This is a genomic window from Streptomyces triculaminicus (assembly GCF_017349075.1).
In the GTDB taxonomy this organism is placed as follows: Bacteria; Actinomycetota; Actinomycetes; order Streptomycetales; family Streptomycetaceae; genus Streptomyces; species Streptomyces triculaminicus.
Genome location: NZ_JAFMOF010000005.1, coordinates 265,051 through 288,328, shown reverse-complemented (window position 1 = coordinate 288,328; position 23,278 = coordinate 265,051). Strand labels below are relative to the sequence as shown.

The window sequence follows — 23,278 nt, the reverse complement described above, 5'->3', positions numbered from 1 at the left end:
GTCCGCCACACTCGCCGTGCCGCGCGCCCGCACCGCCCATACGCTCGGTGCCATGCCCCGGCGCCCCCTGCACGTGACGGACACCGCACACGCCCCGCTGGTGTCCGCCCTGCGCGAGCTGCGCGAGCGGACCCACGCGCCCCGGTCCTTCCCGCCCGCCGTGCTCGCCGAGGCCAAGCGGGCCGCGCGACGCCCCCGCATGCCCGCCTACGACGCGACGGACGTACCGCTGTTCACCATCGACCCACCGGGGGCGATGGACCTGGACCAGGCCATGTACCTGACCCGGCGGGAGGCGGGCGGCTTCCGCGTGTACTACGCCATCGCCGACATCGCCGCCTTCGTCACCCCCGGCGGCGCACTGGACCAGGAGACCCACGCCCGGGTCGTCACCCTCTACTACCCCGACACCCGCATCCCCCTCCACCCCCGCGTACTCGGCGAGGACGCGGCCAGCCTCCTGCCCGACCACGACCGGCCCGCCGTGCTCTGGCGCCTCGACCTCGACACCGACGGCAACGTCGTCGCCACCGACGTACGGCGCGCGATCGTCCGCAGCCGGGCACGGCTGGACTACGCCGCGGTCCAGCGGGCCCTCGACACCGGCACGGCGGAGGAGCCGCTGTCCCTGCTGCGCGACATCGGCCTGCGACGCGAGGAACTCGAGCGCACCCGCGGCGGCATCTCCCTGAACGTGCCGGAACAGGAGGTCGTCCGGCGCGACGACAGCCACTACGAGCTCTCCTACCGCGCCCGCCTGCCGGCGGAGGCCTGGAACGCCCAGATCTCCCTCATGACCGGCATGGCCGCCGCCCAGCTGATGCTCGCCGCCGGCAACGGCATCCTGCGCGCCCTCCCCGCCGCCCCCGAGAACGCCGTCGCCCGACTGCGACGCGTGGCGCGGGCCCTCGGCGTGACCTGGCCCGAAACCATGCCGTACGCCGTCGTCGTCCGCGCCCTGAACCCCAAGGACACCCAGCAAGCCGCCTTCCTGCAGGAATGCACCACCCTGCTGCGCGGCGCGGGCTACACCGTCTTCGACCGCGAACGCCCCTCCCTCCACCCCCTGCCCCCGACCCCGGCCACGCCGCCGTCGCCGCCCCCTACACCCACTGCACCGCACCCCCTGCGCCGCCTCGTCGACCGCTACACGAGCGAACTCTGCCTGGCCGCGTCCGCCGGACTCGACGCCCCCGAATGGGTACGGGCCGCCCTCGACACCCTCCCCGCCGAAATGGAGCGCGGCGCCCGCCGGGCGGCCGAGGCCGAACGCGCGTGCGTGGACCTCGTCGAGGCGGCACTGCTGCGCGACCGGATCGGCGAGGTCTTCGACGCCTACGTCGTGGACGTCCTCGACGCCCGCCCGACGGCCGGCACCGTCCACCTCTACGACCCGGCCGTCGTCGGCCACGTCGAGGGCGACGGCGACGGGCCCGCGCTGCCGCTGGGCAAGCGCCTGCAGGTCCGGGTCATCCAGGCGAACCCCGGACGCGAGAAGGTGTGGTTCGCCCCCGCGTGAGCGGCCGGTAACATGGTCGTCACGGCGGACGAGCCGGCCGGGCGGCCGCGAGGGACCTTCACCGGTCCTTCGAGGAACGTCCGGGCTCCACACGGCAGGGTGGTGGGTAACGCCCACCCGGGGTGACCCGCGGGACAGTGCCACAGAAAACAGACCGCCGGGGATCTTCGGATTCCCGGTAAGGGTGAAACGGTGGTGTAAGAGACCACCAGCGTCCGAGGTGACTCGGACGGCTAGGTAAACCCCACCCGGAGCAAGGTCAAGAGGGGCGGTCGCTTCACGGCGACAACCCTGCGCGGACGATCGAGGGCTGCCCGCCCGAGTCCGCGGGTAGACCGCACGAGCCTGTCGGCAACGGCAGGCCTAGATGGATGGCCGCCTCCCCGGCCCCCGCGAGGGGACCGGGAGACAGAACCCGGCGTACAGGCCGACTCGTCCGTCGATCGACTGAGGGAAGGCCCTCTGACCAGCTGAAATGCGGGTCAGAGGGTCTTTTCCATGCCCTGGCGCCATCGGGGAGTCGATGCCCAGCCGTCGCTCACTCGCCGACCGCCCGACGGGCGGCCGCCTTGATATCGGCCGCCTCACGCGCGGCGGAGCGCATGGTCTCCTCGTCCGTGGCCGTCCGGACGGCACGCTCGGCTTCATGGAGCCGACGGGCCACCCCGGGGTGACGCTCGATCTCCACCGTCACCGCCCAGCACCTCGTCCCGTTCGGACTCCATCAGCGGCAGCTTCGACGGGGCCACGCGGGCAAGGGCTTGTCTGAGCGCGGAGATGCTTCTGTCCGGACGTTCGATGACCGGCTCGTCACCGTGTTCCACCGGGTGCGCGCTCATGTGGGCTCCCTTGCGTGAGCGATTCCGTGACAGGCGCCTACTGCCGGATCATCGGACCGGGGTGTTGCCGATCATCAGCACCGTCACGGACACTTTGCTGTCGCTGATTTCGTACAGGGCCCGGTACTTCCCGATGTGCAGTCGATAGGAGGTCGTCCCGCCCATGCGCACAGCGGCCGACGGGCGGGGGTCGCGGACGAGGCCGTTGATGGCGTCGTGGAACGGCTTGACCGCATTCCCGTCGCGCTGACGCAGTTCCCGCAGCTTGCGGGCGGTGTCGTTGGCCCAGATCAGCGTGTACCTCACGACACCTGCGTCTGCTCGTAGACGGCCATGGCCTCATCGTGACTCATGGTGATGCCGTCGCTGTCGGCTTTGGCGAGCTCGATCAGATGCAGATCGGCGGCGTCCTCAAGCGTGGCGCGCCTGACAGTGTCTTCGCCGGCGGTGTCGATGACGGCCTGCCGCCACCAGTCGTCGATGGTCATGCGGGCCGAGATCCCGTCGTGGATACGACGTACGTCGTCCCAGAACTTGTCCTGCCAGTGCGTTTCGAGAGCGGCAGCGATCCCGCCGATGGTGCGCGGGATGTCGGGGAGTTCCGTCGTTCGTGGCGTCGACATGGCAGTCAGTATGCCGCCGCGCCGGGGCCGGTGGGTGTTCTTTGGGCGTCACGCTCCGGAGCGCCCCGGCTCCGCGACGGCACCGCACCGGCGGGGCCGAGCCGCCCCAGGTGTCAGCCGTCCCGGTCGTTCTCGGCGAGGGCCGCGGTCACCATGGGGCGGAGGTGGTGGAGGGGTGGGAGGCGGGAGAGGAGCCAGTGTTCCAGGGTTCTGTCCGGGTCGGCCCGGGGTGTGGTGCCCTCGGTGACGTGGCCGGCGAAGACGCGGGTCACCTTGTCGCCGTCCGTGACGATGAAGCCGCGGTAGCCCAGCCCCGGCGTCCGGGGCCGGGATGCCGTGCCGGCCGGTGGGAGGGCGGCCGTGAGCGTGCGGAACTCCTCGGCGGCGCCGGGGTCGAGGCGCCAGCGAGGGGCGGGGCGGCCGCTGAAGAGGTCCAGTTCCACCAGCATCGGTCTCTTTTTACTCCGCTCGGCTTCGGCTGACGACGGCCGGCCCGGTCACCTGATGACGACCGAGCGTCCGGCGTAGAAGTAGCCGCAGAAGTCGCGGTAATTTCCGCGGTTGCACGTTTCCGGGTTGGTGATCCGGTTGCCGCTGTTGTCGTAGTCCCGGGCCGGCGTCGAGCCGGGCTTGTGGCCCCAGAAATTGCCGCTCTGGAGCCGGTACCAGTGGAAGTCGTAGCCCGGCCAGATGACAAGCGCTGTGAGCCAGCGGGGTTTCTCGCTGTCCGGCAGGCATTGGAAGCGGCGGACGAAACCGTCGGCGAGGGCGGCGTTGGTGACGTTCGGGCAGGCCATGGTCCCGGTCTGGGCGCTGTGCGCCCGGCCGGGCTGGGCGAAGGTGTCGGTGCGTATGTTGCGCGCGTAGTTGTAGCAGTTGTTGCGCGGCTGGACTTGTGGGGTGTTCCAGAAGCCGGGGTTGAACTGGCCGAATTCGATGTAACAGGTGGCGGCCGGTTCGATTTCCCGGGCGGTCGTTCGCAGCGGGTGCGCGGGGAGCGCCGGGGAGCGGGTCCAGGCCGGCGGTTCGGCCGCGAAGGCGTCGATCTCGCCGAGCACCAGCTCGCGCAGCCCGTCGTCGAGCGGGGTCTGTTCGTGCTCGGCCAGCCGCGTGTCCGTGTGGCGGGTCATGCCCTCCACGACGTGGCGGGCCAGCTCGGCCGAGCGGCCCGGGTTGCGGGCGCCCAGGGTGCCCAGGGAGAAACTGCGGGGTACGGACTCCGGCCAGGGCTCGTCGTCGCTGACGGCGGAGACCACGACTTCGCGGTATCCCAGGCCGTCGTACCCCGCTCCCGGTATCCCCACCGCCTCTTCCGCCGCATCGGCCACATCCGACAACAGATTTCTCACCACACTCTCGTCGGTGATGATCCAGGACGGGTCGGGACGGCCGGAGAAAATGCTGACATCGATGCGCAGCATATCGCCACTCCTCATCTGCGGAAGAATCGATGCCCTTTGTGGTAGCAGTGCCGCGTGGGCAGGGTCAATCCTTTTCACAGAAGTGAAGTTGAGCCCCTCCGATTACCGTTCCGAACGTGCAGCCGGCGGAATTCTGGAGTCCGGCTCAGGCGAATTCCGAATTGCCGACGGGCGCGATTCGCGCATAAATGCAAGATGCTTGGCGGAGAGGCCGCCCCGTCCGCCCGCCGCGCGCGGAAGCGCCCGGCCCGAACAGATCCTGCACGCACTGCCCGGCGGTCGGTCCACCAGGCAGTGCGCGTCTCTATGATGCCTCGCCCGGAGCAGGGTCAGGGCCCAGGGCTCAGCTGAAGGGCACGTTCACGCAGGCGAGCCGGGCTCCGGCCGTTCCGGCGTGGCCGGGGGTGGTGTCGGTGGCGTGGTCGTGGATGACGACGGAGCGTGCCTCGCCGGGGCGGAAGCGCCATGCCACGGTCGCCGAGGAATGGGCGCCGCCGCGCGCGTCGGTGGTGAAGTCGAGCCACACCTCGTTGAGGGGGTTGGCGTACGCGGGGTCGGTCGACGGCTGCTGGGGGTCCTTGACGTTCTGGTAGTGCGGCCCGGACGCCTCGGGCGTGCTGCCGCACGGCTGGGTGTGGACATGCGCGCCGAACGTGCGGTTCGGCTGAACGCCGTCCAGGCGCAGTTCGACGCGGGTCGTGCCGGCGCCGGGGCTCTCCACGACCGTGACCCGGCTACCGCTCGGTATCGCCTTGGCGTCGAAGGTCACCGCCTGATGCGCGCCGCCTCCGGCGGCCCGGAACTGGCCGCCCACGAAGACCTCGGGATCGGCCGCCCCCGTCATGGGCGACACGACGGCCATCGCGGCGGCGAGCACTGATACGAGAACGGCCATAATCCACCTCTTCCAGCGCGAACTGCGCGACTGCCCCGGCGACTGCCCGGTCCGGGCCATGCCCCCGACCCACGGTAACGAGCCCCCGTACCCCCGCGCGGCGAACGCGGGTGAGCGCCTCGGCGTACCGGGGCGTGAACGCCCGAGGACACCGCCCCGCCCTTCGCCGCGAGCCCCTGACGTAGCGTCAAATATTCGGCCCCACAGGCCTTCACAGTCACCCCCGTCCCGCGCAGTCTGAAGGCATGACCCCCCTCACCGAGAATCCCTTCACCCTCGGCGTGGCCTCCGGCGACTGCCTGCCCGACTCCGTCGTCCTGTGGACCAGGCTCGCTCCCCGTCCCTACGAGCCGGGCAACGGCCTGCCCGCCGAGGGCGCCGTCGACGTCCAGTGGGAACTGGCCTGCGACGAATCGTTCCGGCGGCTCCGGCAGAGCGGCACCGTTCCCGCACCCGCCGCCGACAACCACACCGTGCACCTCGAGGTACGCGGCCTGGATCCCGGCGGCGTCTACTGGTACCGGTTCCGGGTCGGCAGATGGATCAGCCCCGTGGGCCGCACCCGTACCGCTCCCGCGGCGGACGCCGTGCCGGACGGCGTCGGGTTCGCGGTCGTGTCCTGCATGCAGTACGACGAGGGCTACTACACCGCCCTGGGCCATCTCGCCCGGGAGGACCTCGACGCCGTCCTCTGCATCGGGGACTACATCTACGAGAACGCCATCAACGCCCAGGCCGGTGCGCGGCAGTACACCGACGATCCGCTCCCGGAGTTCTTCGACCACTGGACCTGGAACCTGACCGACTACCGCCTGCGGTACGCGCTCGGCAAGTCCGACCCCGACCTGCAGGCCGCGCACGCCGCGCACCCCTGGTTCGTCACCTGGGACGACCACGAGGTGGAGAACAACTACGCGGGGCTGGTCTCCCAGAACAACGACCCCGTCGACGTCTTCCGCGCCCGGCGCGCCGCCGCCTACCAGGCGTACTGGGAGAACATGCCGCTGCGCGAGGCGCTCCGGCCCACCGGGCCCGACATGCCCCTCTACCGCCGCTTCCACTACGGGCGGCTGGCGCAGCTCGACATCCTCGACACCCGGCAGTACCGCTCCGACCAGGCGTACGGCGACGGCTGGAAGTACCCGGGGCCCGAGTCCGAGGACCCCGCCCGCACGATCACCGGGGACGCCCAGGAGCGCTGGCTCCTCGACGGTCTGAGCGCCTCCACCGCCCGCTGGAACGTCATAGCCCAGCAGGTCGCCTTCAGCCGGCGCAAGAACACCACCGCCGACCGCTCCGAGGTGTCGATGGACGCCTGGGACGGCTATCCCGCGTCCCGCGAGCGCGTGCTGGCCGGCGTGGAGCGGGCGGGCGTGGAGAACCTGGTCGTCCTCTCCGGCGACGTCCACGTCCACTACGCCATGGACGTCAAGCGGGACTTCGACGACCCCGGCTCCCGCACCCTGGGCGTCGAGGTGGTCGGCACGTCCGTCTCCAGCGGCTTCGACGGCGAGGAGCGCCCGGACGACTGGAATCTGATGCTGGCGGCCAACCCGCACATGAAGTACTACGACGCCCGCCGCGGGTACGTGGTCGTCACGCTCGACCGGAGCCGGCTGCAGGCCGACTTCCGCACGGTGAGCGGGGTCGTGACACCGGGCGGGGACATCTCCACCGCCGCCCGGTTCGTCTCCGAGGCCGGGGCGCCGGGCTTCAGCCGGGCGTAGCGCGGGCGCGCGCCTTCAGGGCGTACGCGGCAGTGCCGGACGCGGCAGCGCCGTACGTAGCGCAGATCACCAGATGTAAGGGACACGCACCGGGGTCGCTCATGACACCATGGAAGTCTCTTGAAAGTTGCAGATTCTTCCATGGAGTCACCCATGACGGACCCCGGCCGCTCCCAGGCGGCAGACGGCCGGAGCACCGGCCGTCCCGCCGCCTCCGCGGCCGCTCGCCGCACCAGTCTGCTCGTCACCCTCATCCTCGGCGGCCTCACGGCCGTCCCGCCGCTGTCCATGGACATGTACCTCCCGGCCCTGCCGGAGGTCACCGACGCCCTGCGCTCTCCCGCGGCGACCGTCCAGCTCACCCTGACCGCCTGCCTCATGGGCATGGCGCTGGGCCAGCTCGTCGTCGGCCCGATGAGCGACAAGTGGGGGCGCCGGCGCCCCCTCCTGGCCGGCATGGTGATCTATGTCCTGGCCACCGCCGCCTGCGCCCTGGCGCCCGACGCCGGGCTGCTGATCGCCTTCCGCCTGCTCCAGGGGCTGGCCGGCGCGGCCGGCATCGTCATCGCCCGCGCGGTCGTCCGTGACCTCTACGACGGCGTGGCCATGGCCCGCTTCTTCTCCACCCTCATGCTGATCTCCGGCGTCGCCCCCGTCGCGGCGCCGCTCATCGGCGGGCAGATCCTGCGGCTGACCGACTGGCGCGGCGTCTTCGTCGTCCTCACCGCCATCGGCCTCCTCCTCACCCTCCTCGTCTGGCGCCGGCTGGACGAGACGCTGCCGCCGGACCGCCGGCAGGCCGGCGGGCTGGGCGAGGCGCTGCGGGCCATGCGGGGCCTGCTCGCCGACCGCGTCTTCACCGGCTACATGCTCGCGGGCGGCTTCGCCTTCTCCGCGCTCTTCGCCTACATCTCCGCCTCGCCCTTCGTCATCCAGGCCATCTACGGGGCGTCGCCGCAGACCTTCAGTCTGCTCTTCGGCGTCAACTCCGTGGGGCTCGTCGTCGTCGGCCAGATCAATGGCAAGCTGCTGGTCGGCCGCGTCAGCATGGACAAGGTCCTGGCGGTGGGCCTGAGCGTCATCGCCGTCGCGTCGGCGGCCCTGCTCGTGATGGCCTCCGGGGTGTTCGGCCGGGTGGGGCTGGCGCCCGTCGCGGCCGGGCTCTTCGTGCTGATGTCCGCGATGGGCCTGGCCATGCCCAACACCAACGCCCAGGCCCTGATGCGCTCCGGCAACGCCGCCGGCTCCGCGTCCGCCCTGCTGGGGACGTCCACCTTCCTGCTCGGGGCCGTCGCCTCCCCGCTCGTCGGGATCGCGGGGGAGGGGACGGCGGTGCCCATGGCGGCCGTCCAGCTGGCCTGCGCGCTGGCGGCCCTCGTCTGCTTCGCCGGGCTGTGCCGGCCGTGGCGGAAGCGGCCGGAGGCTTCGGACGGGCCTGAAGGGGCTGCAGGGACTACAGGGTCGGAAAGGGCAGAAGGGGCGGGAGCGGCGGAAAGGACCGCCACAGGAGTCACAGAAGCAACAGCAGACACGGCAGCCGCCTAAACTTGCAGGAATGCACGCCCCCGCACACCCGCCGACCGGCGAGGCCCGGCTCACTGGTGAGACCCTGCGCACCGCTCTCGCCGGCCTCCTCGACGGGCTTCCGCCCCGGCAGGCCACCCAGGCCGTCGAGCGGCTGATCGCCAACTACCGGGGGCGCACCCCCACCCACACGCCCGTCCTGCGCGACCGTTCCGACGTCGTCGCCTACGCGGCGTACCGGATGCCCGCGACCTTCGAGGCCGTACGCTCCGCGCTGGAAGCGTTCCGCGACCGGCTGCCGGAGTGGACGCCCGCCTCGCACGTGGACGTCGGCGGCGGCACGGGCGCGGCCACCTGGGCGGTGGCGGCCGCCTGGGCGGAGGGCGGGCACCGCACCACGGTCCTGGACTGGGCCGAGCCCGCCCTGTCGCTGGGCGCGGAACTCGCCCGCGAGGCCCCGTCCGAGGCGCTGCGCACGGCCCAGTGGCGGCGGCAGACCATCGGGGACAAGCTCGTCATACCCGAGGCCGACCTGGTCACCGTCTCGTACGTGCTGGGCGAGCTCACCGAGGACGGCCGCCGGGCGGTGACCGACGAGGCCGCCCGCGCCGCGCGGGCCGTGGTCGTCATCGAGCCGGGCACCCCGGACGGATACCTGCGGATCATCGAGGCCCGCGACCGTCTGATCGCCGCCGGGTTCCGCGTGGTCGCGCCCTGCCCGCACAGCGCCGCGTGCCCCATCGAGGCGGGCACGGACTGGTGCCACTTCTCGGCGCGGGTGAGCCGTTCCTCGCTGCACCGGCAGGTCAAGGGCGGTTCGCTGGCGTACGAGGACGAGAAGTTCTCCTACGTGGCGGCGGTGCGGGACGTCGCGGTCCCCGAGTCGCCCTCCCGGATCGTGCGCAGGCCGCAGATCCGCAAGGGGCAGGTGCTGCTGGAGCTGTGCACGCCGGAGGAGGGCCTGGCCCGCGAGACGGTGACCAAGCGGCACGGCGCCCTCTACCGGGCGGCGCGCGACGCCGACTGGGGCGACGAGTGGCCGCCGCCCGAAGAGCCGTAGAGGTGGTGGCCGGGTGGCCGGGGCGGGGCCCCGGTCACCCGGCGCGGGCGGTCAGCCCCTGAGCTCCTGCGTGCAGCACTTCACGCTGCCGCCGCCCTTGAGCAGCTCCCCGAGGTCCATGCCGATCGGCTCGAACCCTCTCTCCCGCAGCGGCCCGAAGAGGCCCACCGCGGCCTGCGGCAGCAGGACGTGGCGCCCGTCGGAGACGGCGTTGAGGCCGAGGGCGGCCGCGTCCTCCTCGCCGGCGATCAGCGCGTCGGGGAAGAGCCGCTCGAGCACGGCCCGGCTGCCGGGCGAGAACGCGCCGGGGTAGTACATGAGCTGGCCGTCGGTGGAGTCGTCGAGGACGCACAGCGCCGTGTCCAGGTGGTAGTAGCGCGGGTCGACCAGGTCGAGGCCGATGACCGGGCGGCCGAAGAACTCCTGCGCCTCGGGGTGCGAGAGCGGGCTGCTGCGGAAGCCGCGCCCGGCCAGCAGCCAGGTGGCGGTGACGGCGAAGTCCCCCTCGCCCTCGTTGATGTGGTTCGGCTCGCGCACGTCCGCGTAGCCGTGCGAGCGGAACCACTCCAGGTGCACCCCCGCCTCGGCCCAGCGCTCGGGGTGGGCGAAGCGGGCGCCGAGCACCCGGCCGTCGACCACGGTGGCGCCGTTGGCGGCGTAGACCATGTCGGGCAGGTCGGGGCGCGGGGTCAGCTCCTCCACGGTGTGGCCGAGGGAGCGGTAGCGGTCGCGGAGGTCCTCCCACTGCGCGAGGGCGAGCGGCAGATCGACCGGCTTGCCCGGGTCCATCCAGGGGTTGATCGAGTATGTGACCCGGAAGTACGTGGGCGGGCACATCAGGTAGCGCCGAGGGGTGGATGCACGCGGGGCTGTACGCAAGTCGCGCTCCTCACGGTGGTGTTGGGCACGTACGCCGGAGTCGTACGTGCCCAAATCGTCCACGCTGCGCGACCTTCGCGCATGAACCGTACGGGTGGTTTATCGGCCACCCCGTGACGTAGTCCCGGCGGCTACGCACCGCCGCGGCCGGCCCGCCCCTCCCGCAGCGAACGCAGCAGCTCCCGCTTGGCCGCGTTCGCGTCGGTGCCGCCGCCCCCGCGCCCGCCGCGGCCGCCGCCGCGCAGCGTGGCGCGGGAGAGGTTGCTGCGGGTGCCGCCGACTCCGAGCATGCCGCCCGCGTTGCCCTTGCTCATGGGGTTCTCCCTTCGTTCGATCTCGAGACGGTCCGTCTCGCGACATCCCTTACTTTGGACGAGACGTATCGTCTTGTCAAGGAATAGAGACGATACGTTTCGCCTCAAGCGCTCGCTACACTGCGCCGCATGGCCACTACCAAGACCCCCGACGCCACCCGACGCAGCGAACGTTCCCGCCGCGCGATCTTCGACGCCGCCCTGGAACTGGTCGGCGAGGTGGGCTACGACAAGCTCACGATCGAGGGCATCGCCTCCCGCGCGGGCGTCGGCAAGCAGACGATCTACCGCTGGTGGCCCTCCAAGGCCGCCGTGCTCCTCGACGCGTTCATCGTCGACGCGGGGGACGAGCCGATCGAGCTGCCCGACACCGGCGACCTGGCCGCCGACCTCAAGTTCGTGCTGCGCGCCACCGTCGACGAGTTCAACGACCCGAAGTTCGAGGCCCCCTACCGGGCGCTCGCGGTCGCCGGAGCCAATGACCCCGAGCTGTCCGAACAGTTCGTGAACCGGCTGCAGGACACCGGCGTCCAGGCCTACGTCGAGCGGCTGCGGCGCGCCCAGGAGGCCGGCACGGTCGCCGAGCGCGTCGATCTGCGGATCGCCGCCGAGATGATCCTCAGCCCCTTCTCCCAGCGCTGGCTCATGCGTACGGCCCCGCTCACCTACGACTTCGTCGACACCCTCGTCGACCTGGTGCTGACCGGCATCACCCGGCGCTGAAGCCCCCTCGAACTCCGCGGACGCCGCGCCGGGGGCCGCGCACGGCCCCCGCGCGAGCCTCCGGCGCGTCCGGTCTCACACCCCCCGGGTACGTTCGGCGGTCACACCAGGAGCAGGATGGTGGCAGCATTGACCGGAGACCGCGGTCGAAGTGAGGGGATAGATGGAACGCAAGAGCAGGTTCTCCCAATGGCTGCGCCGCCCCCGGAGCGGAGCGGGCGGCGATACGGGTACGGGGGCGGCCACCGGAGCCGCCCGCGAGGAGCTGCTCCTGGCCGCGGCCGCCGCCGGATTCCCCCTGGCGCCCGCCGCGCACCCGTCCGGCTACGGCTGTTCCTGTGAGCGCATCGGCTGTCCCACCCCCGGGCGCCATCCCGTCTCGTTCGCCTGGCAGACCCTCGCCACCACCGACGCCGACAAGGTCACCAAATGGCTGCGCAGCCAGCCGGAGGCCAACTTCGTCACCGCCACCGGCATCGCGCACGACGTCCTCGACGTCCCCGCGCAGGCCGGCCGGCAGGCGCTGGACCGGCTGACGGCGGCGGGCGTCGACGTGGGCCCGGTCGCCGTGGTCGCCCAGGACGAGCGGATGCTGTTCTTCACCGCCACCCGCGGCACCCCGGACGACGAGGACGAGTGGTGGCCCTGCGAGCTGGACTGCCATCCGGAGACCATGGACGAGCATCCGGGCCTGCGCTGGCACTGCCGCGGCAGCTATGTGCTGCTGCCGCCCTCCCTGCTGCCCGGTGACGAGCCGGTGGTCTGGCTGCACGGCGCCGAACGCCCCCTGCCGGACCCGCTGACCCTGCTGGAGGCGCTCACCGACGCCTGCGCCCAGTACGCGGGAGAGCGCCAGGACCACGAGCCGGCCCACCCCTGGCCGATCGGCCGCTGACCGACGCGGGACACCCGCGGGTGCGGGCGGCCGGAGAGGGCCGGGACGTCACTCGCCCTTGACGGCGGTCAGCGACTCGATCCGGTTGAGGAAGACGGTCCGGGCGCCGCCGTCCGCGCCGGGAGCCTCCTGCGCCGGCACCCGCACCGCCGACTCCGAGACCCGCGTGTACGTCACCGCCTGCTTGAGGTCGCCCTTGAGCAGCGCCTTCGTACGCGGCTCGGTGACCGACGGGCGCACGCCCTTGACCATCGTGCGCTTCTCCCGGTGATGCGCGGTGAAGAACACCATGGCCCCGCCGCCGACCGTGCGCAGGGCCAGCGGGGGGAAGTCCGGAGCCTTGTCCGGGGTGTCGATGTACTCGGTCCAGAACGTGGGGGTCCGCGCGAGCTGAGCGCGCTCCTCGCGCAGTTGCGCGGGCTGGCCCCCGGGCAGGAACGGCCCGTTGTTCCCGGTGCGCAGATACTCGGTGTACGCGCGGCTCAGCGCGCCCGGCGCCACGGCCGTCCCGGTGTCGCCACTGGCCGGCACGGCCTCGGCGTACCCGTCCTTGTCGACGGCGAACTCCGGCACCTTCCCCGCCGCCAGCAGCGTCAGGTACGAGGCCTTCCAGGGCTCCCGGGCGCCGTCGCGCGTGAAGACCACCAGCCAGCGGTTGCGGTCGCGGTTGCTGAGGGTGTCGGCCACGAAGAACTTCGGCCAGCCGGCCGCCTTCGGGATCGTGAAGCGGGCGTCCCGCAGCTTCAGCGCGGGGTACCCCGGATTGCCGCCCGGGGTGGCGGCACGCTGGGCGGCCAGGTCCGCCTTGGCTATCTCGGCCAGCGCACCGCCCTCGACCCGGTCCACCAGGGCCGGGTCGAGCGTGCGGTACGCCTTGTTGTAGCCGTCGGTGAAACTGTCGAGGACCTTGGCGGCCTCAGCCCTGCTGCTCACCGACGGGATGAGAGCCCGTTCGCCGTGCACCGTCACGCAGCCCGTCGCCGTCGCCAGCAACGGCAGCGTCAGAGCCGCCGCCGTCAACACTCGGCGTGGCCGTGGCGACCGGCGTCTCATCGCGCTTCGACTCCTCGGTGGCTGCTCGGGACGGCGCCACCCTACCCGCCCGGCCCGGGGCGAAGAACACCACCAGGGTCGGGACCAGGTACAGCCCCCACGCCGCGACCTGAAGCCACGTCGGATCGGGCTGGAAGTTGAAGACGCCCTTGAGCAGCGTGCCGTACCAGCTGTCGGCGGGGATCTGCTCGCTGACGTCGAAGGCCCTGTTCGCCAGGCCCGGCAGGAAGCGGGCCTCCTGCAGGTCGTGGAAGCCGTAGGCGAGCACGCCCGCCGCGACCACGATCAGCATGGCGCCGGTCCAGGTGAAGAACTTCGCCAGATTGATCTTCAGGGCGCCCCGGTAGAACAGCCAGCCGAGCAGCACGGCCGTCAGCAGGCCGAGCATCGCGCCGACCAGCGGCCGGATCCCGTCGTCGGTGGCGTCGGCGGCGGCCCAGATGAACAGCGCGGTCTCCAGGCCCTCCCGGCCGACCGCCAGGAAGGCCGTGAGGACCAGCGCACCGGTGCCCATGGCCAGCGCCGCGTCGAGCTTGCCGTGCAGCTCCTTCTTCAGATGCCGCGCGGTGCGCCGCATCCAGAAGACCATCCACGTCACCAGCCCGACCGCGATGATCGACAGCGAGCCGCCGAGCATCTCCTGGGCCTCGAACGTCAGGGTCTGCGAGCCGAACGTCAGCAGCGCGCCGAAGCCCATGCTGATCAGCACGGCCACGCCGATGCCCGTCCACACCGGCGGCAGCGCGTCCTTGCGCCCGGTCTTGACCAGGTACGCGACCAGGATGCAGACGACGAGGCTGGCCTCGAGGCCCTCACGCAGGCCGATCAGGTAGTTGCCGAACACGCGGCCTCTCCTTCCGTGCGGGGGTCGTTCACGCGAACAGACCCTTGCCCCACCAGTCGTCGTCGCCCTCGATGCCCGGCGGCACCGCGAAGATCGCCGAGCCCACGTGCTGGATGTACTCGTTCAGCGCGTCGTTGCGGGAGAGGTTCGTCTGCAGCGGCACGAAGGCGTCCCGCACGTCGCGCTGGTACGCGATGAAGAACAGCCCCGCCTCCAGCCGGCCCAGCTTGTCCGTGCCGTCGGTGAAGGAGTAGCCGCGACGCAGGATGGTGGCGCCGCTGTTGCTGTCCGGGTGGGCCAGACGCACATGAGAGTCCGGCTTCATCATCTTGAGGTTGGGCTCGTCGCGCTCGCGCTGCTTGCCCACCGGGGCACCCTGGGCCTTGTCACGGCCGAAGATGTCCTCCTGCTCGCGCAGCGAGGTGCGGTCCCAGGTCTCGATGTGCATCCGGATGCGGCGGGCGACGAGGTAGGAGCCGCCGGCCATCCAGGCCGCGCCGTCCTTCCCGCTCGCCCAGACGTGCTTGTCCAGGGCGGCGGTGTCGGTGCCCGAGACGTTCCGGGTGCCGTCCTTGAAGCCCATCATGTTGCGCGGGGTCTGGGCGTCCGGCGTCGTCGAGGACGTCTTGCCGAAGCCGAGCTGCGACCAGCGGATGGCGACCTTGCCCATGCCGATGCGGGCGAGGTTGCGGATCGCGTGCACCGCGACCTGCGGGTCGTCGGCGCAGGCCTGGACGCACAGGTCGCCGCCGCTGCGGGCCGGGTCGAGGTTGTCGCCGGGGAAGGCGGGCAGGTCGATCAGGGCCTGCGGGCGCCGGTCCTTGATCCCGAAGCGGTCCTTGCCGTCCTTCTCGAACAGGCCGGGGCCCACGCCGAAGGTCAGGGTCAGCCGGGAGGGCTTGAGGCCGAGGGCCTCGCCGGTGTCGTCCGGCGGCAGCTCCTCCTGCCCGCCGAACGCGCCGTCGCCGATCTCGTGACCGGCCGTCATCCGCTCGGCGGCGGCCGTCCACTCCTTCAGCACCTTGATCAGCGCCTCGCGGTCGGACGTGGTGACGTCGAACGACGCGAAGTGCAGCCGGTCCTGGACGGGCGTGGCGATGCCGGCCTGGTGGGCGCCGCGGAACGGCACCGCGTCGCCGGCCGAGGCGGCCGGACGGGCGTCGCCGCCGGTGCGCAGCGCGACGGCGGTGCCGCCCGCGGCGGCGGCACCGAGCGCGAGCCCGGCGCCGCCCCAGCCGAGCACGGAGCGGCGGGAGGGGGCGGCCTTCGCCGTCGTCTCCTCGGCCGTCTGCCCGGCCGTGGCGTCGGTCGTGGCGCCGGTGGTGGTCTGTGGTGTCTCGTCAGCCATGGAAGTTCCCCCGCCCTTACTTCGCGACCGCGCCGGCGAGCTTGGACAGCGGCTCGGCCAGGGCGTTGACGGCGTCGGAGAGCTTCTTGCGGTCGTCCTTGCCGACGCTGTCGTACGCCTTGAAGGTGTCGCCGTCGCGGTAGTCGTCCAGCAGCTTCTTCAGCTCGCCGAACTGCTTGTCCAGGTCCTTGGTGAGGCCCGAGTCGTTCTTGGAGGCGACCGGCTTCAGCAGCTCGTAGGCCTTCTCGGCGCCCTCGACGTTGCCCTGGAAGTCGATGAGGTCGGTGTGGCTGTAGCGCTCCTCCTCACCGGTCACCTTGCCGGTGGCCACCTCGTCGAGCAGCTCCTTGGCGCCGTTGGCCATGCTGGTCGGGGTGATCTCGGCGGTGCCGACGACCTTCTGCCAGCCCTTGAGGTCCGTCATCAGCTGCTCGGCCAGCTTCTTGTCGTCCTCGGTGATCTGCTTGTCCTCCCAGAGGGACTTCTCCAGCTTGTGCCAGCCGGTCCACTTCTGGTCCTTCTCCAGGCCGTCCTCGCGGACGTCCACCTTCGGGTCGATGTCACCGAAGGACTCGGCCACGGGCTCGGTGCGCTCCCAGCCGATGCGGGAGACGGCGTACTGCTTCTTCGCCTCGTCCACGTCGCCGGCCTTGACGGCGTCGGCGAACTTCTGCGCCGCCGGGATCGTCTCGTCGGCCTGCTGCTGGACGTACTTGCGGTACTCGGCGACCGCCTTGTCCAGCGCGGGGTCGCTCTTCTCCTGCTTGCCGTCGCCGGTGACGGTGACCTTCTGGCGGATGCCGTCACCCTTCATTCCGGGCTTGCAGGCGATTTCGTACGCGCCGGCCTTCTTGATCGTCGCGACGATCTCCGCCTTGGTGCCGGGGCCTATGTTCTCCCGCTCCGCGACAATCCGGTCGCCCGAGCCGTAGACATAGACCTCGGTGACCTTCGAGCCCTTGTTCTCGACATTGATCTTGATGTGACCGGCCGGGAAAGAGGTCTTCGAGACCTCGCACTTGTCATCCGTGGCCTTGACCAGAATGGCGTCCGAGTCCTTCTTGTCCGACTTCTCGGCACAACCGGACACGGTGGTCAGGGCCGCGGCCACCGCGATGGCGGCGACGGCGGAGGAGCGGAGGACTCGCATGAAGGGCTCCAGCTTGCTCGGAGAGCGGACGAGGGTGTGGCCTAAAACGATCGGTCGAATTAGGCCGCCCTAACTTATCTGAGGCTTGCCTACCCTGTTCCCCATCGGGTGAGTGATTCTGCTCTCACGAAGCAAAATCTCGTCCCGCCCGTCTCGGGATCACCAAAGGTTCTCCGGTGTGCGGATGATCAATTACATCGACGGGCTGTCCATAGACCCTGCCGAGCAATGCGGGCGCATAGACCTCGGCCGGCGGACCGTCCGCCACGACGCGCCCTTCGTGCAGGACGACGACGCGATCGGCGTATGCCCCGGCCAGGCCGAGGTCGTGCAGGACGACCACCACCGCGTCCCCGGCGACGGCGCGTTCGCGGCACACGCGCAGCACGAGCTCCTGATGCCGCAGGTCCAGCGCGGCCGTCGGCTCGTCGAGCAGCAGCAGCGGGGCGCGCTGCGCGAGGACGCGGGCCAGCGCGACCCGGGCCCGTTCGCCACCGGAGAGCGCGGCGAACGGGCGGGAGACGAATCCGGCCGCCTCCGTGGCGGCCATCGCCGCCTCGACGGCCGCGTCGTCCTCGTCCTCGGCGGGCGTCCCCGCCCAGGGCGCGCGGCCCATCCGGACGACCTCCCCGGCGGTGAAAGGGAACGACAGCTCGGCCGCCTGCGGCAGCACCGCCCGGCGCAGGGCCAGTTCGCCGGCGCTCCACCCGCCGGCGGGCCCGCCGTCGATCCGCACCTCGCCCTCGGCGGCGGGCAGATCGTGGGCCAGCGCGGCCAGAAGCGTGGACTTCCCGGCGCCGTTGGGCCCGACGAGCGCCACGACCTCGCCGGCGGCGACGGAGAGGCAGACCCCGTCCAGCACTGTCCGGCCACCGAGCCGCACCCGCAGGGCGCGGGCCTCGGCCCGTACGGAGCCGAGGGGGCGGGGGGAGGGGAGACGCCGCCTCGCCCGGCGGGCGAAGAACGAGCGCATCACGCCCAACCTCCCTGCTTCCGCCGCGTCCTGCGCAACAGCCAGAAGAAGAACGGGCTGCCGAAGAGGGCGGTCAGGACGCCCAGCGGCAGCTCCGCCGGCTGGGCGGCCGTGCGGGCCGCGAGGTCGGCGGCGACCAGGACGAGCGCGCCGCCCAAGGCGCTGCCCGGCACGAGGAAGCGGTGTCCCGGGCCCGCCGCCATCCGCAGCAGGTGCGGCACCAACAGCCCTACGAACGTGATGATTCCGGCCACGGCCACCGCCGCCGCCGTCAGCAGGGCCACCACCAGCACCAGGATCAGCCGGAGTCGCTCGACCTCCACGCCCAGGTGGCGGGCCGGACGCTCGCCGAGGGCGAGGAGGTCCAGCTTCCGGGCGTACCAGGGGGCGACGGCCAGCCCGGCCAGGGCGCACGGGAGGACCGCGAGCACCTTCGGCCAGGTCGCCTGGGCGAGCGAGCCCAGCTGCCAGAAGGTGATCTGTGTGAGCTGCGCGTTGTCGGCGAGGAAGACGCACAGTCCGATGAGCGCGCCGGCGAAGGCGTTCACCGCGATGCCGGTGAGGATCAGCGTCACCACCTCCGTACGGCCGCCCGAGCGCGCGAGCGCGTAGACGAGCAGGACGGTCGCCAGCCCGCCCGCGAACGCGCAGGCGGTCACCGTCCAGGTGCCGAGGAAGCCGAGCCCCAGCGCGATCGAGGCGACCGCGCCGACCGCCGCGCCCGAGGAGACGCCGATGACGCCCGGTTCGGCCAGCGGATTGCCGAACACCCCCTGCATCAGCGCCCCCGCGCACCCCAGTGCCGCCCCGACCAGCAGCGCCAGCGCCAGGCGCGGCAGCCGTACGTTCCACAGCACGCTCTCGCCGACCCGGTCGAGCGGCTCACCGCCGAGGCCGGCGCGGTGCAGGAGCGAGCCCAGCACGTCGCCGACGGGGATGTCGTACGCGCCGAGGCCGGCGGACAGCAGGCAGAGGGCGAGGAGGGCGGCGGTCATGCCCAGGGCGAGGAGGGGGCCGGCACGGCGGCGTCCCGCCGGCGCGGGGGCGGCGCCGGCCGGGGACGCTGCGGCGTGCTCCCGACAGGCGGCGGGAGGAGCGGGCTTCGGCGAGAGGGCCATTCAGCGGCCGCCCTTGTGGATCTGCTCGACGAGGGTCTTGAGCACGGCGTCCGTGCGCGGCCCGAAGTTCAGCAGGACGCCGTCGTCGACGGAGGCGACGCGGCGGTCCAGGCCGGCGGGGGTCTGGCCGACGCCGGGGATCTTCAGCAGGCCGTCCACGCCGCCGACCGATGCCAGTCCCTTGCTCATCACGAGGATCACGTCCGGCGCGGCCTTGGCCAGTGCCTCGCTGGTGAGGGGGGTGAAGTCCTTCTGCAGGCCGGACTCCTTGCCCGCGTCGACGCCGCCCGCCGCCTCGATGAGCGAGTCGGCTCCCGAGCCCGCGCCGCCCATGAGGTAGACGGAGGCCGAGCCGCGCAGGTAGAGGAAGGCGACGCGCGGCTTTCGGGCGCCGCCTCCGGGGATGCCCTTCTTCACCGCGTCGAGGCGCTGCGCGGTGCGCTCGCGCAGCCGGTCCCCGGCGGTGCGGACGCCGAGCGCCGCGGCCACCTTCTCGATGCGGGTGCCGACGTCGGCCAGCTTCTTCGCCGGGTCGAGGACGACGAGCGGGACGCCGGCCGCCCGGATCTGGGCGACGGCCTCGGCGGGGCCGGTGGTGGTCTCGGCCAGCACGAGGGTGGGCTTGAGCGAGAGCACGCTCTCGGCCGAGACGTCGTGCGCGCGCGTGACGACCGGCAGTTCGCGCGCCTGCTCGAACGTGGCGGTGATGTCGCGGGCGACGACCCTGCCGCCCAGACCGAGGCCGAAAACCACCTCGGACAGCGAGCCGGTGAGTGGGACGATGCGATCAGTGGCGGTGACGGTGACGTCATGGCCGTCGGCGGACCGCACGGTGACGGGGAGTCGTGACTCCGGTGTCCCGGGGAGCGGTTCGACGCGGTCGGCCGCCGCCCGCTGCCCCTCGGCGGTGCCCGCCGGCGTGCCGGACGCGCCGCAGCCGGTGAGGATGGCGGCCAGGGCCAGCAGGGCCACGAGGGCGCCGAGCGGGCGTGGGAGGCCCATCGGCCCGCCCACCGACTGGCGTTGGGACACGTTCCCGCCTTTCCGTGGCAAATCAATCCGGATGTAGCTTAGGTTAGCCTTACCTAAATTGCTATGGAGGAAAGGGGCCTTCCATGCCGCCGTTCAGACCTGCCCGCGCGAGCGTGGTCGCGCTGCTCGCGGCCGTGCTGACGGCATGGGCGCCCGGGCCCCTCGCGCACGCGGAGGACGAGCGGACGGTGTCGGGCGGGCGGCTGGACTGGGGCATCAAGTCCTCCTTCCAGGGCTATGTCACCGGGCCCGTCGCGCACGGCGGCTGGACCCTGCGGGGCGGGGCGGCCACGGTCGGCGACAGCCGGTTCCGGTTCCACTCCGCGAAGGGCGCCTACCGGCCCGGCAGCGGCTTCTTCGAGGCCGGCTTCGCGGGCGGCGTGCGCTTCACCGGGCACGCCAAGCCCGACGGCTCCCACGAGCTCGACCTCACCCTCGAGCGGCCCGGCGTCCGGCTCTCGGGCGGCCGCGGCACCCTCTACGCCGACGTGACCGGCAAGGCCAAGGGCACGGGCGAGGTCAGCACCGCCTCCCACGTCCCCTTCGCCTCGCTCGATCTGACGGGCATCGACCTGCGGGGCGGCGGCGGGTCCGTCACCCTCGCGAACGTTCCCGCCACGCTCACCGCGCAGGGCGCGAAGGCGTTCGCCGGCTACTACACCGAAGGCACCGCCCTGGATCGGGTGAGCCTGTCCGCCGACGTCGTGGCCGGCGGGCCGGCGTCGCCCGACGCGCGCCCCTCCGGCTCGCCGCAGCCGAGCGCGCCGGAGGAAAAGGAGCGGCGCAAGGGGGAGTTCACCGGCGCGGCCGTCGACTGGGGCGTGCGCCGGACCTTCCGGGAGTACGTCACCGGGACCATCGCCCGGGGCTCCTGGAAGCTCGCCGACGGCGCCCAGGACGGCGGCGCGCTCTTCCGCTTCCCCGCAGGCAAGGGCTCCTACGACGCCGCCTCCGGCACCCTCGACGCGGCCTTCGCCGGCACCCTGCGCTTCACCGGCAAGGACCTCGACCTCGCGCTGAGCCGGGTGGCGGTGGCGGCCAAGGACGGCAAGGGCACGCTCTCGGCGGACGTGACGAGGGGCGGCGGCACGGAGAAGAACGTTCCCCTCGTCACCTTCGACGCCTCCGGCCTCAAGGAGAAGGACGGCCTCGCCGCCGTCGCCGAGGCCCCCGCGAAGCTCACGGCCGAGGGCTCCAAGGCGTTCGGCGGCCTCTACCAGGAGGGCGCGGAGATGGACCCCGTCTCCCTCGCCGTCCCCCTCCGGGCCTCGGCACGGCTGCCCGCCCTGCCGGACCTGGGCGGCGCGCCCACGACGGAGGCGGCGGCGTCGCCGTCGGCCGCGCAGAGCGCCCCGGCCTCCTCGTCCTCCTTCCCCGTGCTCCCGGTCGCCATCGGTGCGGGGGTGCTGGTGGCGGCGGGCGCCGCGTACGTCGTGACACGGAAGCGGCGGACCTCGAACGGAACCTGACACTCCGTCGGATGTGGCGCACCACGCACCGGCCGCGACCGCCCCGGACCTTCCCCGCCCTCCGGCTCCCTGATGTCATGGGGCCGCACGGCTTGATTCACGTATCTCATGTCCCTCTAGGAGAGAACACACGATGACCGCCACCGCACGCCGCGCCGCACTCGCCGCGCTGGCCACGGCGACCGCTCTGGGCGCCACCGCGCTGACCGTGCCCGCGCACGCTGCGGGCACCCCGGCGCAGGCCGAAGGGCAGAAGGCCGACAGCAAGACGACCGACGCGAAGACGGCCGACGGGCAGAAGACCGACGCCCAGCAGCCGCCGAAGACGGAGATCACGGACGGCTCGCTGAGATGGGGAGTGAAGGAGAGCTTCCGTAAGTACGTCGTCCTCGCCAAGGGCAAGATCGAGCTCGGTGACGGCGCCCGGCAGGCCCGCAAGAACGGCGACTTCACCTTCGCCGGGGGCAAGGGCACCTACGACCCCTCGACGCACGCCCTGACCACCACCTTCAAGGGCAGCGTGCGCTTCCTGGCGCACCCCGAGAAGGAGAACTACCAGCTCGACCTCAAGTTCTCCGACATCAAGGTCGTCACCGACGCCACCGCCAAGGGCAAGAAGGGCAGCATCACCGCCGACGTCACGCGCGGCGGCAAGACCGAGCAGGACGTCGCCATCGCCTCCCTGGACGTCGGGGCGGGCAAGATGAGCGGCGGCGAAGGCGGCGCGGTCACCTACGCGAAGATACCGGCGAAGCTCACCAAGGCCGGCGCGGAGGTGTTCTCCTTCCAGGGCTCGTCCCCCTACGCGGAGGGCCAGGACGTCGACCCGGCCACCCTCGCGGTGAAGGTGGGCGCCGCGCAGCAGCCCAAGCCGGAGGACCCCAAGCCGAAGCCCGAGGACCCCAAGCCCAAGCCGGAAGACCCCAAGCCGGACGAGAACCCGAAGCCCGGCGAGAAGCCCGCCCCCGGCACCGTCCTCGACGGCAACCTCGACTGGGGCGTGAAGCAGTCCTTCCGCGCGTACATCGAGAAGAGCAAGGGCAAGGTGGAGCTCGGTGACGGCGCCCTGCAGAAGAGCGCCGGCTACCGCTTCCCCAAGGGCCACGGCAAGTTCGAGGCCTCGAGCGGCGCGGTCGAGGCGGAGTTCAACGGCAGCGTCCGCTTCACGGCGCACGACGGCAAGCTCGACCTGAAGCTCAGCGGCATCAAGGTCAAGGCGACCGGCACCAACGGCATGCTGACCGCCGACGTCACCTCCAGCGGCACCGTCAGCAAGGACGTGCCGCTGGCGACCCTCAAGCTCACGGAGGGCTCGCTCAAGGCCAAGGACGGCGTCGTCGCGCTGGCCGGCGTCCCCGCGACGCTGACCGGGCAGGGCGCCAAGGCCTTCGCCGGCTACTACACGGCGGGCGAGACCCTCGACCCGGTGACCCTGGCCGTGGCGCTCGACGCGAACGCCAAGCTGCCCGACGGCACCGAGTTCGAGAACTGCGAGGCCGTGTCGGCCGCGGGCAAGGCGCCGCTGCGCAAGGGCGAGCCCGGCTACAGCGCCAAGCTCGACACGGACGGCGACGGCGTCGCCTGCGAGGAGTCCGGCTCGAACACCGCCACCACCGGCGGCTCCACGACCGGCGGTTCGACCACCGGGGGCTCCACCACGGGCGGCTCCGGCTCCACCACCGACACCGGCTCGCTCGCGCAGACCGGCTCCAGCACCCCGACCGGCCCGCTCCTCGGCGCGGCCGGCGCGATGCTGCTCGCGGGCAGCGGCGCCGTCTACGCCACGCGCCGCCGTCGCGACACCCAGGGCTGATCCCTCCCGCCCTCACGAACACCCGCGCCCGCCGGTACGGTCACCGGCGGGCGCGGGTC

General features: G+C 72.2%; 22 protein-coding genes, 1 other RNA gene and 1 pseudogene. 9 read left to right on the top strand and 15 right to left on the bottom strand.

Annotated elements, in window-relative coordinates; translation table 11 throughout:
- Positions 1-52: 52 nt before the first annotated feature.
- Both J1792_RS29625 and rnpB read left to right on the top strand, forming a co-directional pair.
- A pseudogene (locus J1792_RS29625) lies at positions 53-1,519 on the top strand (RNB domain-containing ribonuclease).
- A gap of 29 nt (positions 1,520-1,548) precedes the next feature.
- Positions 1,549-1,958: RNase P RNA component class A (gene rnpB, locus J1792_RS29620), an RNA gene on the top strand.
- Between the two features lie 99 nt (positions 1,959-2,057).
- On the opposite strand, the gene J1792_RS29615 is transcribed toward rnpB, so the two are convergent.
- The 6 genes from J1792_RS29615 to J1792_RS29590 all read right to left on the bottom strand — a co-directional run bounded on the left by J1792_RS29615 (position 2,058) and on the right by J1792_RS29590 (position 5,297).
- Positions 2,058-2,213 carry a hypothetical protein gene (locus tag J1792_RS29615; protein WP_179199173.1) on the bottom strand — a complete coding sequence of 52 codons (156 nt, stop codon included), beginning with the start codon at positions 2,211-2,213 and terminating at the stop codon, positions 2,058-2,060.
- A gap of 193 nt (positions 2,214-2,406) precedes the next feature.
- Positions 2,407-2,664, bottom strand: a complete 258-nt coding sequence (locus tag J1792_RS29610) for a type II toxin-antitoxin system RelE family toxin (protein WP_086575473.1) — start codon at positions 2,662-2,664, stop codon at positions 2,407-2,409.
- Positions 2,661-2,981 carry a hypothetical protein gene (locus J1792_RS29605; protein WP_086575475.1) on the bottom strand — a complete coding sequence of 107 codons (321 nt, stop codon included), beginning with the start codon at positions 2,979-2,981 and terminating at the stop codon, positions 2,661-2,663. The genes J1792_RS29610 and J1792_RS29605 overlap by 4 nt, the downstream gene beginning before the upstream one ends.
- Before the next feature lie 113 nt (positions 2,982-3,094).
- Positions 3,095-3,430 carry a hypothetical protein gene (locus tag J1792_RS29600; RefSeq protein ID WP_207248580.1) on the bottom strand — a complete coding sequence of 112 codons (336 nt, stop codon included), beginning with the start codon at positions 3,428-3,430 and terminating at the stop codon, positions 3,095-3,097.
- Between the two features lie 48 nt (positions 3,431-3,478).
- A complete protein-coding gene (locus J1792_RS29595; protein WP_207248579.1) occupies positions 3,479-4,402 on the bottom strand; it encodes a hypothetical protein in 924 nt (307 codons plus the stop codon).
- Positions 4,403-4,745: 343 nt separating this feature from the next.
- Entirely contained in the window at positions 4,746-5,297 is a 552-nt protein-coding gene (locus J1792_RS29590) for a superoxide dismutase family protein (RefSeq protein ID WP_086574903.1), read from the bottom strand.
- Between the two features lie 245 nt (positions 5,298-5,542).
- On the opposite strand from J1792_RS29590, the gene J1792_RS29585 reads away from it, so the two are divergent.
- The 3 genes from J1792_RS29585 (at position 5,543) to J1792_RS29575 (ending at position 9,608) form a co-directional block, all read left to right on the top strand.
- Entirely contained in the window at positions 5,543-7,024 is a 1,482-nt protein-coding gene (locus J1792_RS29585; RefSeq protein WP_207248578.1) for an alkaline phosphatase D family protein, read from the top strand.
- Positions 7,025-7,177: 153 nt separating this feature from the next.
- On the top strand, positions 7,178-8,569 hold the full coding sequence (locus tag J1792_RS29580) for a multidrug effflux MFS transporter (protein ID WP_086572579.1): 1,392 nt from the start codon (positions 7,178-7,180) through the stop codon (positions 8,567-8,569).
- 10 nt (positions 8,570-8,579) lie between these two features.
- Complete coding sequence (locus tag J1792_RS29575) at positions 8,580-9,608, top strand: small ribosomal subunit Rsm22 family protein (RefSeq protein WP_086572577.1); 1,029 nt, start codon at positions 8,580-8,582, stop codon at positions 9,606-9,608.
- A gap of 51 nt (positions 9,609-9,659) precedes the next feature.
- Here J1792_RS29575 and ddaH read toward each other — a convergent pair whose 3' ends face one another.
- A complete protein-coding gene (gene ddaH, locus J1792_RS29570; protein WP_342749541.1) occupies positions 9,660-10,541 on the bottom strand; it encodes a dimethylargininase in 882 nt (293 codons plus the stop codon).
- Positions 10,542-10,618: 77 nt separating this feature from the next.
- Positions 10,619-10,801 (bottom strand): DUF6243 family protein, encoded by a 183-nt coding sequence (locus J1792_RS29565; RefSeq protein WP_207248577.1) that lies wholly within the window; start codon positions 10,799-10,801, stop codon positions 10,619-10,621.
- Between the two features lie 129 nt (positions 10,802-10,930).
- Between J1792_RS29565 and J1792_RS29560 the strand changes: the two genes are divergently transcribed.
- Positions 10,931-11,524: a TetR/AcrR family transcriptional regulator gene (locus J1792_RS29560; RefSeq protein WP_086572574.1), complete on the top strand. Its 594-nt coding sequence runs from the start codon at positions 10,931-10,933 to the stop codon at positions 11,522-11,524.
- A 163-nt stretch (positions 11,525-11,687) separates the two neighbouring features.
- The gene (locus J1792_RS29555) at positions 11,688-12,419 is read left to right on the top strand and encodes a bifunctional DNA primase/polymerase (RefSeq protein WP_086572572.1); all 732 of its coding nucleotides are present in this window, start codon (positions 11,688-11,690) and stop codon (positions 12,417-12,419) included.
- Positions 12,420-12,467: 48 nt separating this feature from the next.
- Here J1792_RS29555 and J1792_RS29550 read toward each other — a convergent pair whose 3' ends face one another.
- The 7 genes from J1792_RS29550 to J1792_RS29520 form a co-directional block, all read right to left on the bottom strand.
- Complete coding sequence (locus tag J1792_RS29550; protein WP_483883522.1) at positions 12,468-13,442, bottom strand: SCO2278 family lipoprotein; 975 nt, start codon at positions 13,440-13,442, stop codon at positions 12,468-12,470.
- A complete protein-coding gene (gene efeU, locus J1792_RS29545; protein ID WP_207248576.1) occupies positions 13,336-14,316 on the bottom strand; it encodes an iron uptake transporter permease EfeU in 981 nt (326 codons plus the stop codon). The genes J1792_RS29550 and efeU overlap by 107 nt, the downstream gene beginning before the upstream one ends.
- 28 nt (positions 14,317-14,344) lie before the next feature.
- Entirely contained in the window at positions 14,345-15,664 is a 1,320-nt protein-coding gene (gene efeB / locus J1792_RS29540; RefSeq protein WP_086572566.1) for an iron uptake transporter deferrochelatase/peroxidase subunit, read from the bottom strand.
- Between the two features lie 16 nt (positions 15,665-15,680).
- The gene (gene efeO / locus J1792_RS29535; protein WP_086572564.1) at positions 15,681-16,814 is read right to left on the bottom strand and encodes an iron uptake system protein EfeO; all 1,134 of its coding nucleotides are present in this window, start codon (positions 16,812-16,814) and stop codon (positions 15,681-15,683) included.
- A gap of 124 nt (positions 16,815-16,938) precedes the next feature.
- On the bottom strand, positions 16,939-17,787 hold the full coding sequence (locus J1792_RS29530; RefSeq protein ID WP_086572562.1) for a heme ABC transporter ATP-binding protein: 849 nt from the start codon (positions 17,785-17,787) through the stop codon (positions 16,939-16,941).
- A complete protein-coding gene (locus J1792_RS29525; RefSeq protein ID WP_207248575.1) occupies positions 17,787-18,905 on the bottom strand; it encodes a FecCD family ABC transporter permease in 1,119 nt (372 codons plus the stop codon). The genes J1792_RS29530 and J1792_RS29525 overlap by 1 nt, the downstream gene beginning before the upstream one ends.
- Positions 18,906-19,907 carry a heme/hemin ABC transporter substrate-binding protein gene (locus J1792_RS29520; RefSeq protein ID WP_207248691.1) on the bottom strand — a complete coding sequence of 334 codons (1,002 nt, stop codon included), beginning with the start codon at positions 19,905-19,907 and terminating at the stop codon, positions 18,906-18,908.
- A gap of 113 nt (positions 19,908-20,020) precedes the next feature.
- Between J1792_RS29520 and J1792_RS29515 the strand changes: the two genes are divergently transcribed.
- Both J1792_RS29515 and J1792_RS29510 read left to right on the top strand, forming a co-directional pair.
- Positions 20,021-21,406 carry an HtaA domain-containing protein gene (locus J1792_RS29515; protein ID WP_207248574.1) on the top strand — a complete coding sequence of 462 codons (1,386 nt, stop codon included), beginning with the start codon at positions 20,021-20,023 and terminating at the stop codon, positions 21,404-21,406.
- A gap of 133 nt (positions 21,407-21,539) precedes the next feature.
- Positions 21,540-23,219 (top strand): HtaA domain-containing protein, encoded by a 1,680-nt coding sequence (locus tag J1792_RS29510; RefSeq protein WP_207248573.1) that lies wholly within the window; start codon positions 21,540-21,542, stop codon positions 23,217-23,219.
- Positions 23,220-23,278 lie beyond the last annotated feature (59 nt).

Excerpts from the sequence above, each read along its gene's own strand:
- efeO (WP_086572564.1), bottom strand. The coding sequence starts at position 16,814 with ATGCGAGTCCTCCGCTCCTCCGCCGTCGCCGCCATCGCGGTGGCCGCG.
- J1792_RS29555 (WP_086572572.1), top strand. The coding sequence starts at position 11,688 with ATGGAACGCAAGAGCAGGTTCTCCCAATGGCTGCGCCGCCCCCGGAGC.
- J1792_RS29515 (WP_207248574.1), top strand. The coding sequence starts at position 20,021 with ATGCCGCCGTTCAGACCTGCCCGCGCGAGCGTGGTCGCGCTGCTCGCG.
- J1792_RS29600 (WP_207248580.1), bottom strand. The coding sequence starts at position 3,430 with ATGCTGGTGGAACTGGACCTCTTCAGCGGCCGCCCCGCCCCTCGCTGG.
- J1792_RS29595 (WP_207248579.1), bottom strand. The coding sequence starts at position 4,402 with ATGCTGCGCATCGATGTCAGCATTTTCTCCGGCCGTCCCGACCCGTCC.
- J1792_RS29575 (WP_086572577.1), top strand. The coding sequence starts at position 8,580 with ATGCACGCCCCCGCACACCCGCCGACCGGCGAGGCCCGGCTCACTGGT.
- J1792_RS29525 (WP_207248575.1), bottom strand. The coding sequence starts at position 18,905 with ATGGCCCTCTCGCCGAAGCCCGCTCCTCCCGCCGCCTGTCGGGAGCAC.
- J1792_RS29565 (WP_207248577.1), bottom strand. The coding sequence starts at position 10,801 with ATGAGCAAGGGCAACGCGGGCGGCATGCTCGGAGTCGGCGGCACCCGC.
- J1792_RS29520 (WP_207248691.1), bottom strand. The coding sequence starts at position 19,907 with ATGGGCCTCCCACGCCCGCTCGGCGCCCTCGTGGCCCTGCTGGCCCTG.
- efeB (WP_086572566.1), bottom strand. The coding sequence starts at position 15,664 with ATGGCTGACGAGACACCACAGACCACCACCGGCGCCACGACCGACGCC.
- J1792_RS29530 (WP_086572562.1), bottom strand. The coding sequence starts at position 17,787 with ATGCGCTCGTTCTTCGCCCGCCGGGCGAGGCGGCGTCTCCCCTCCCCC.
- J1792_RS29580 (WP_086572579.1), top strand. The coding sequence starts at position 7,178 with ATGACGGACCCCGGCCGCTCCCAGGCGGCAGACGGCCGGAGCACCGGC.
- J1792_RS29605 (WP_086575475.1), bottom strand. The coding sequence starts at position 2,981 with ATGTCGACGCCACGAACGACGGAACTCCCCGACATCCCGCGCACCATC.
- J1792_RS29510 (WP_207248573.1), top strand. The coding sequence starts at position 21,540 with ATGACCGCCACCGCACGCCGCGCCGCACTCGCCGCGCTGGCCACGGCG.
- J1792_RS29585 (WP_207248578.1), top strand. The coding sequence starts at position 5,543 with ATGACCCCCCTCACCGAGAATCCCTTCACCCTCGGCGTGGCCTCCGGC.
- J1792_RS29560 (WP_086572574.1), top strand. The coding sequence starts at position 10,931 with ATGGCCACTACCAAGACCCCCGACGCCACCCGACGCAGCGAACGTTCC.
- J1792_RS29590 (WP_086574903.1), bottom strand. The coding sequence starts at position 5,297 with ATGGCCGTTCTCGTATCAGTGCTCGCCGCCGCGATGGCCGTCGTGTCG.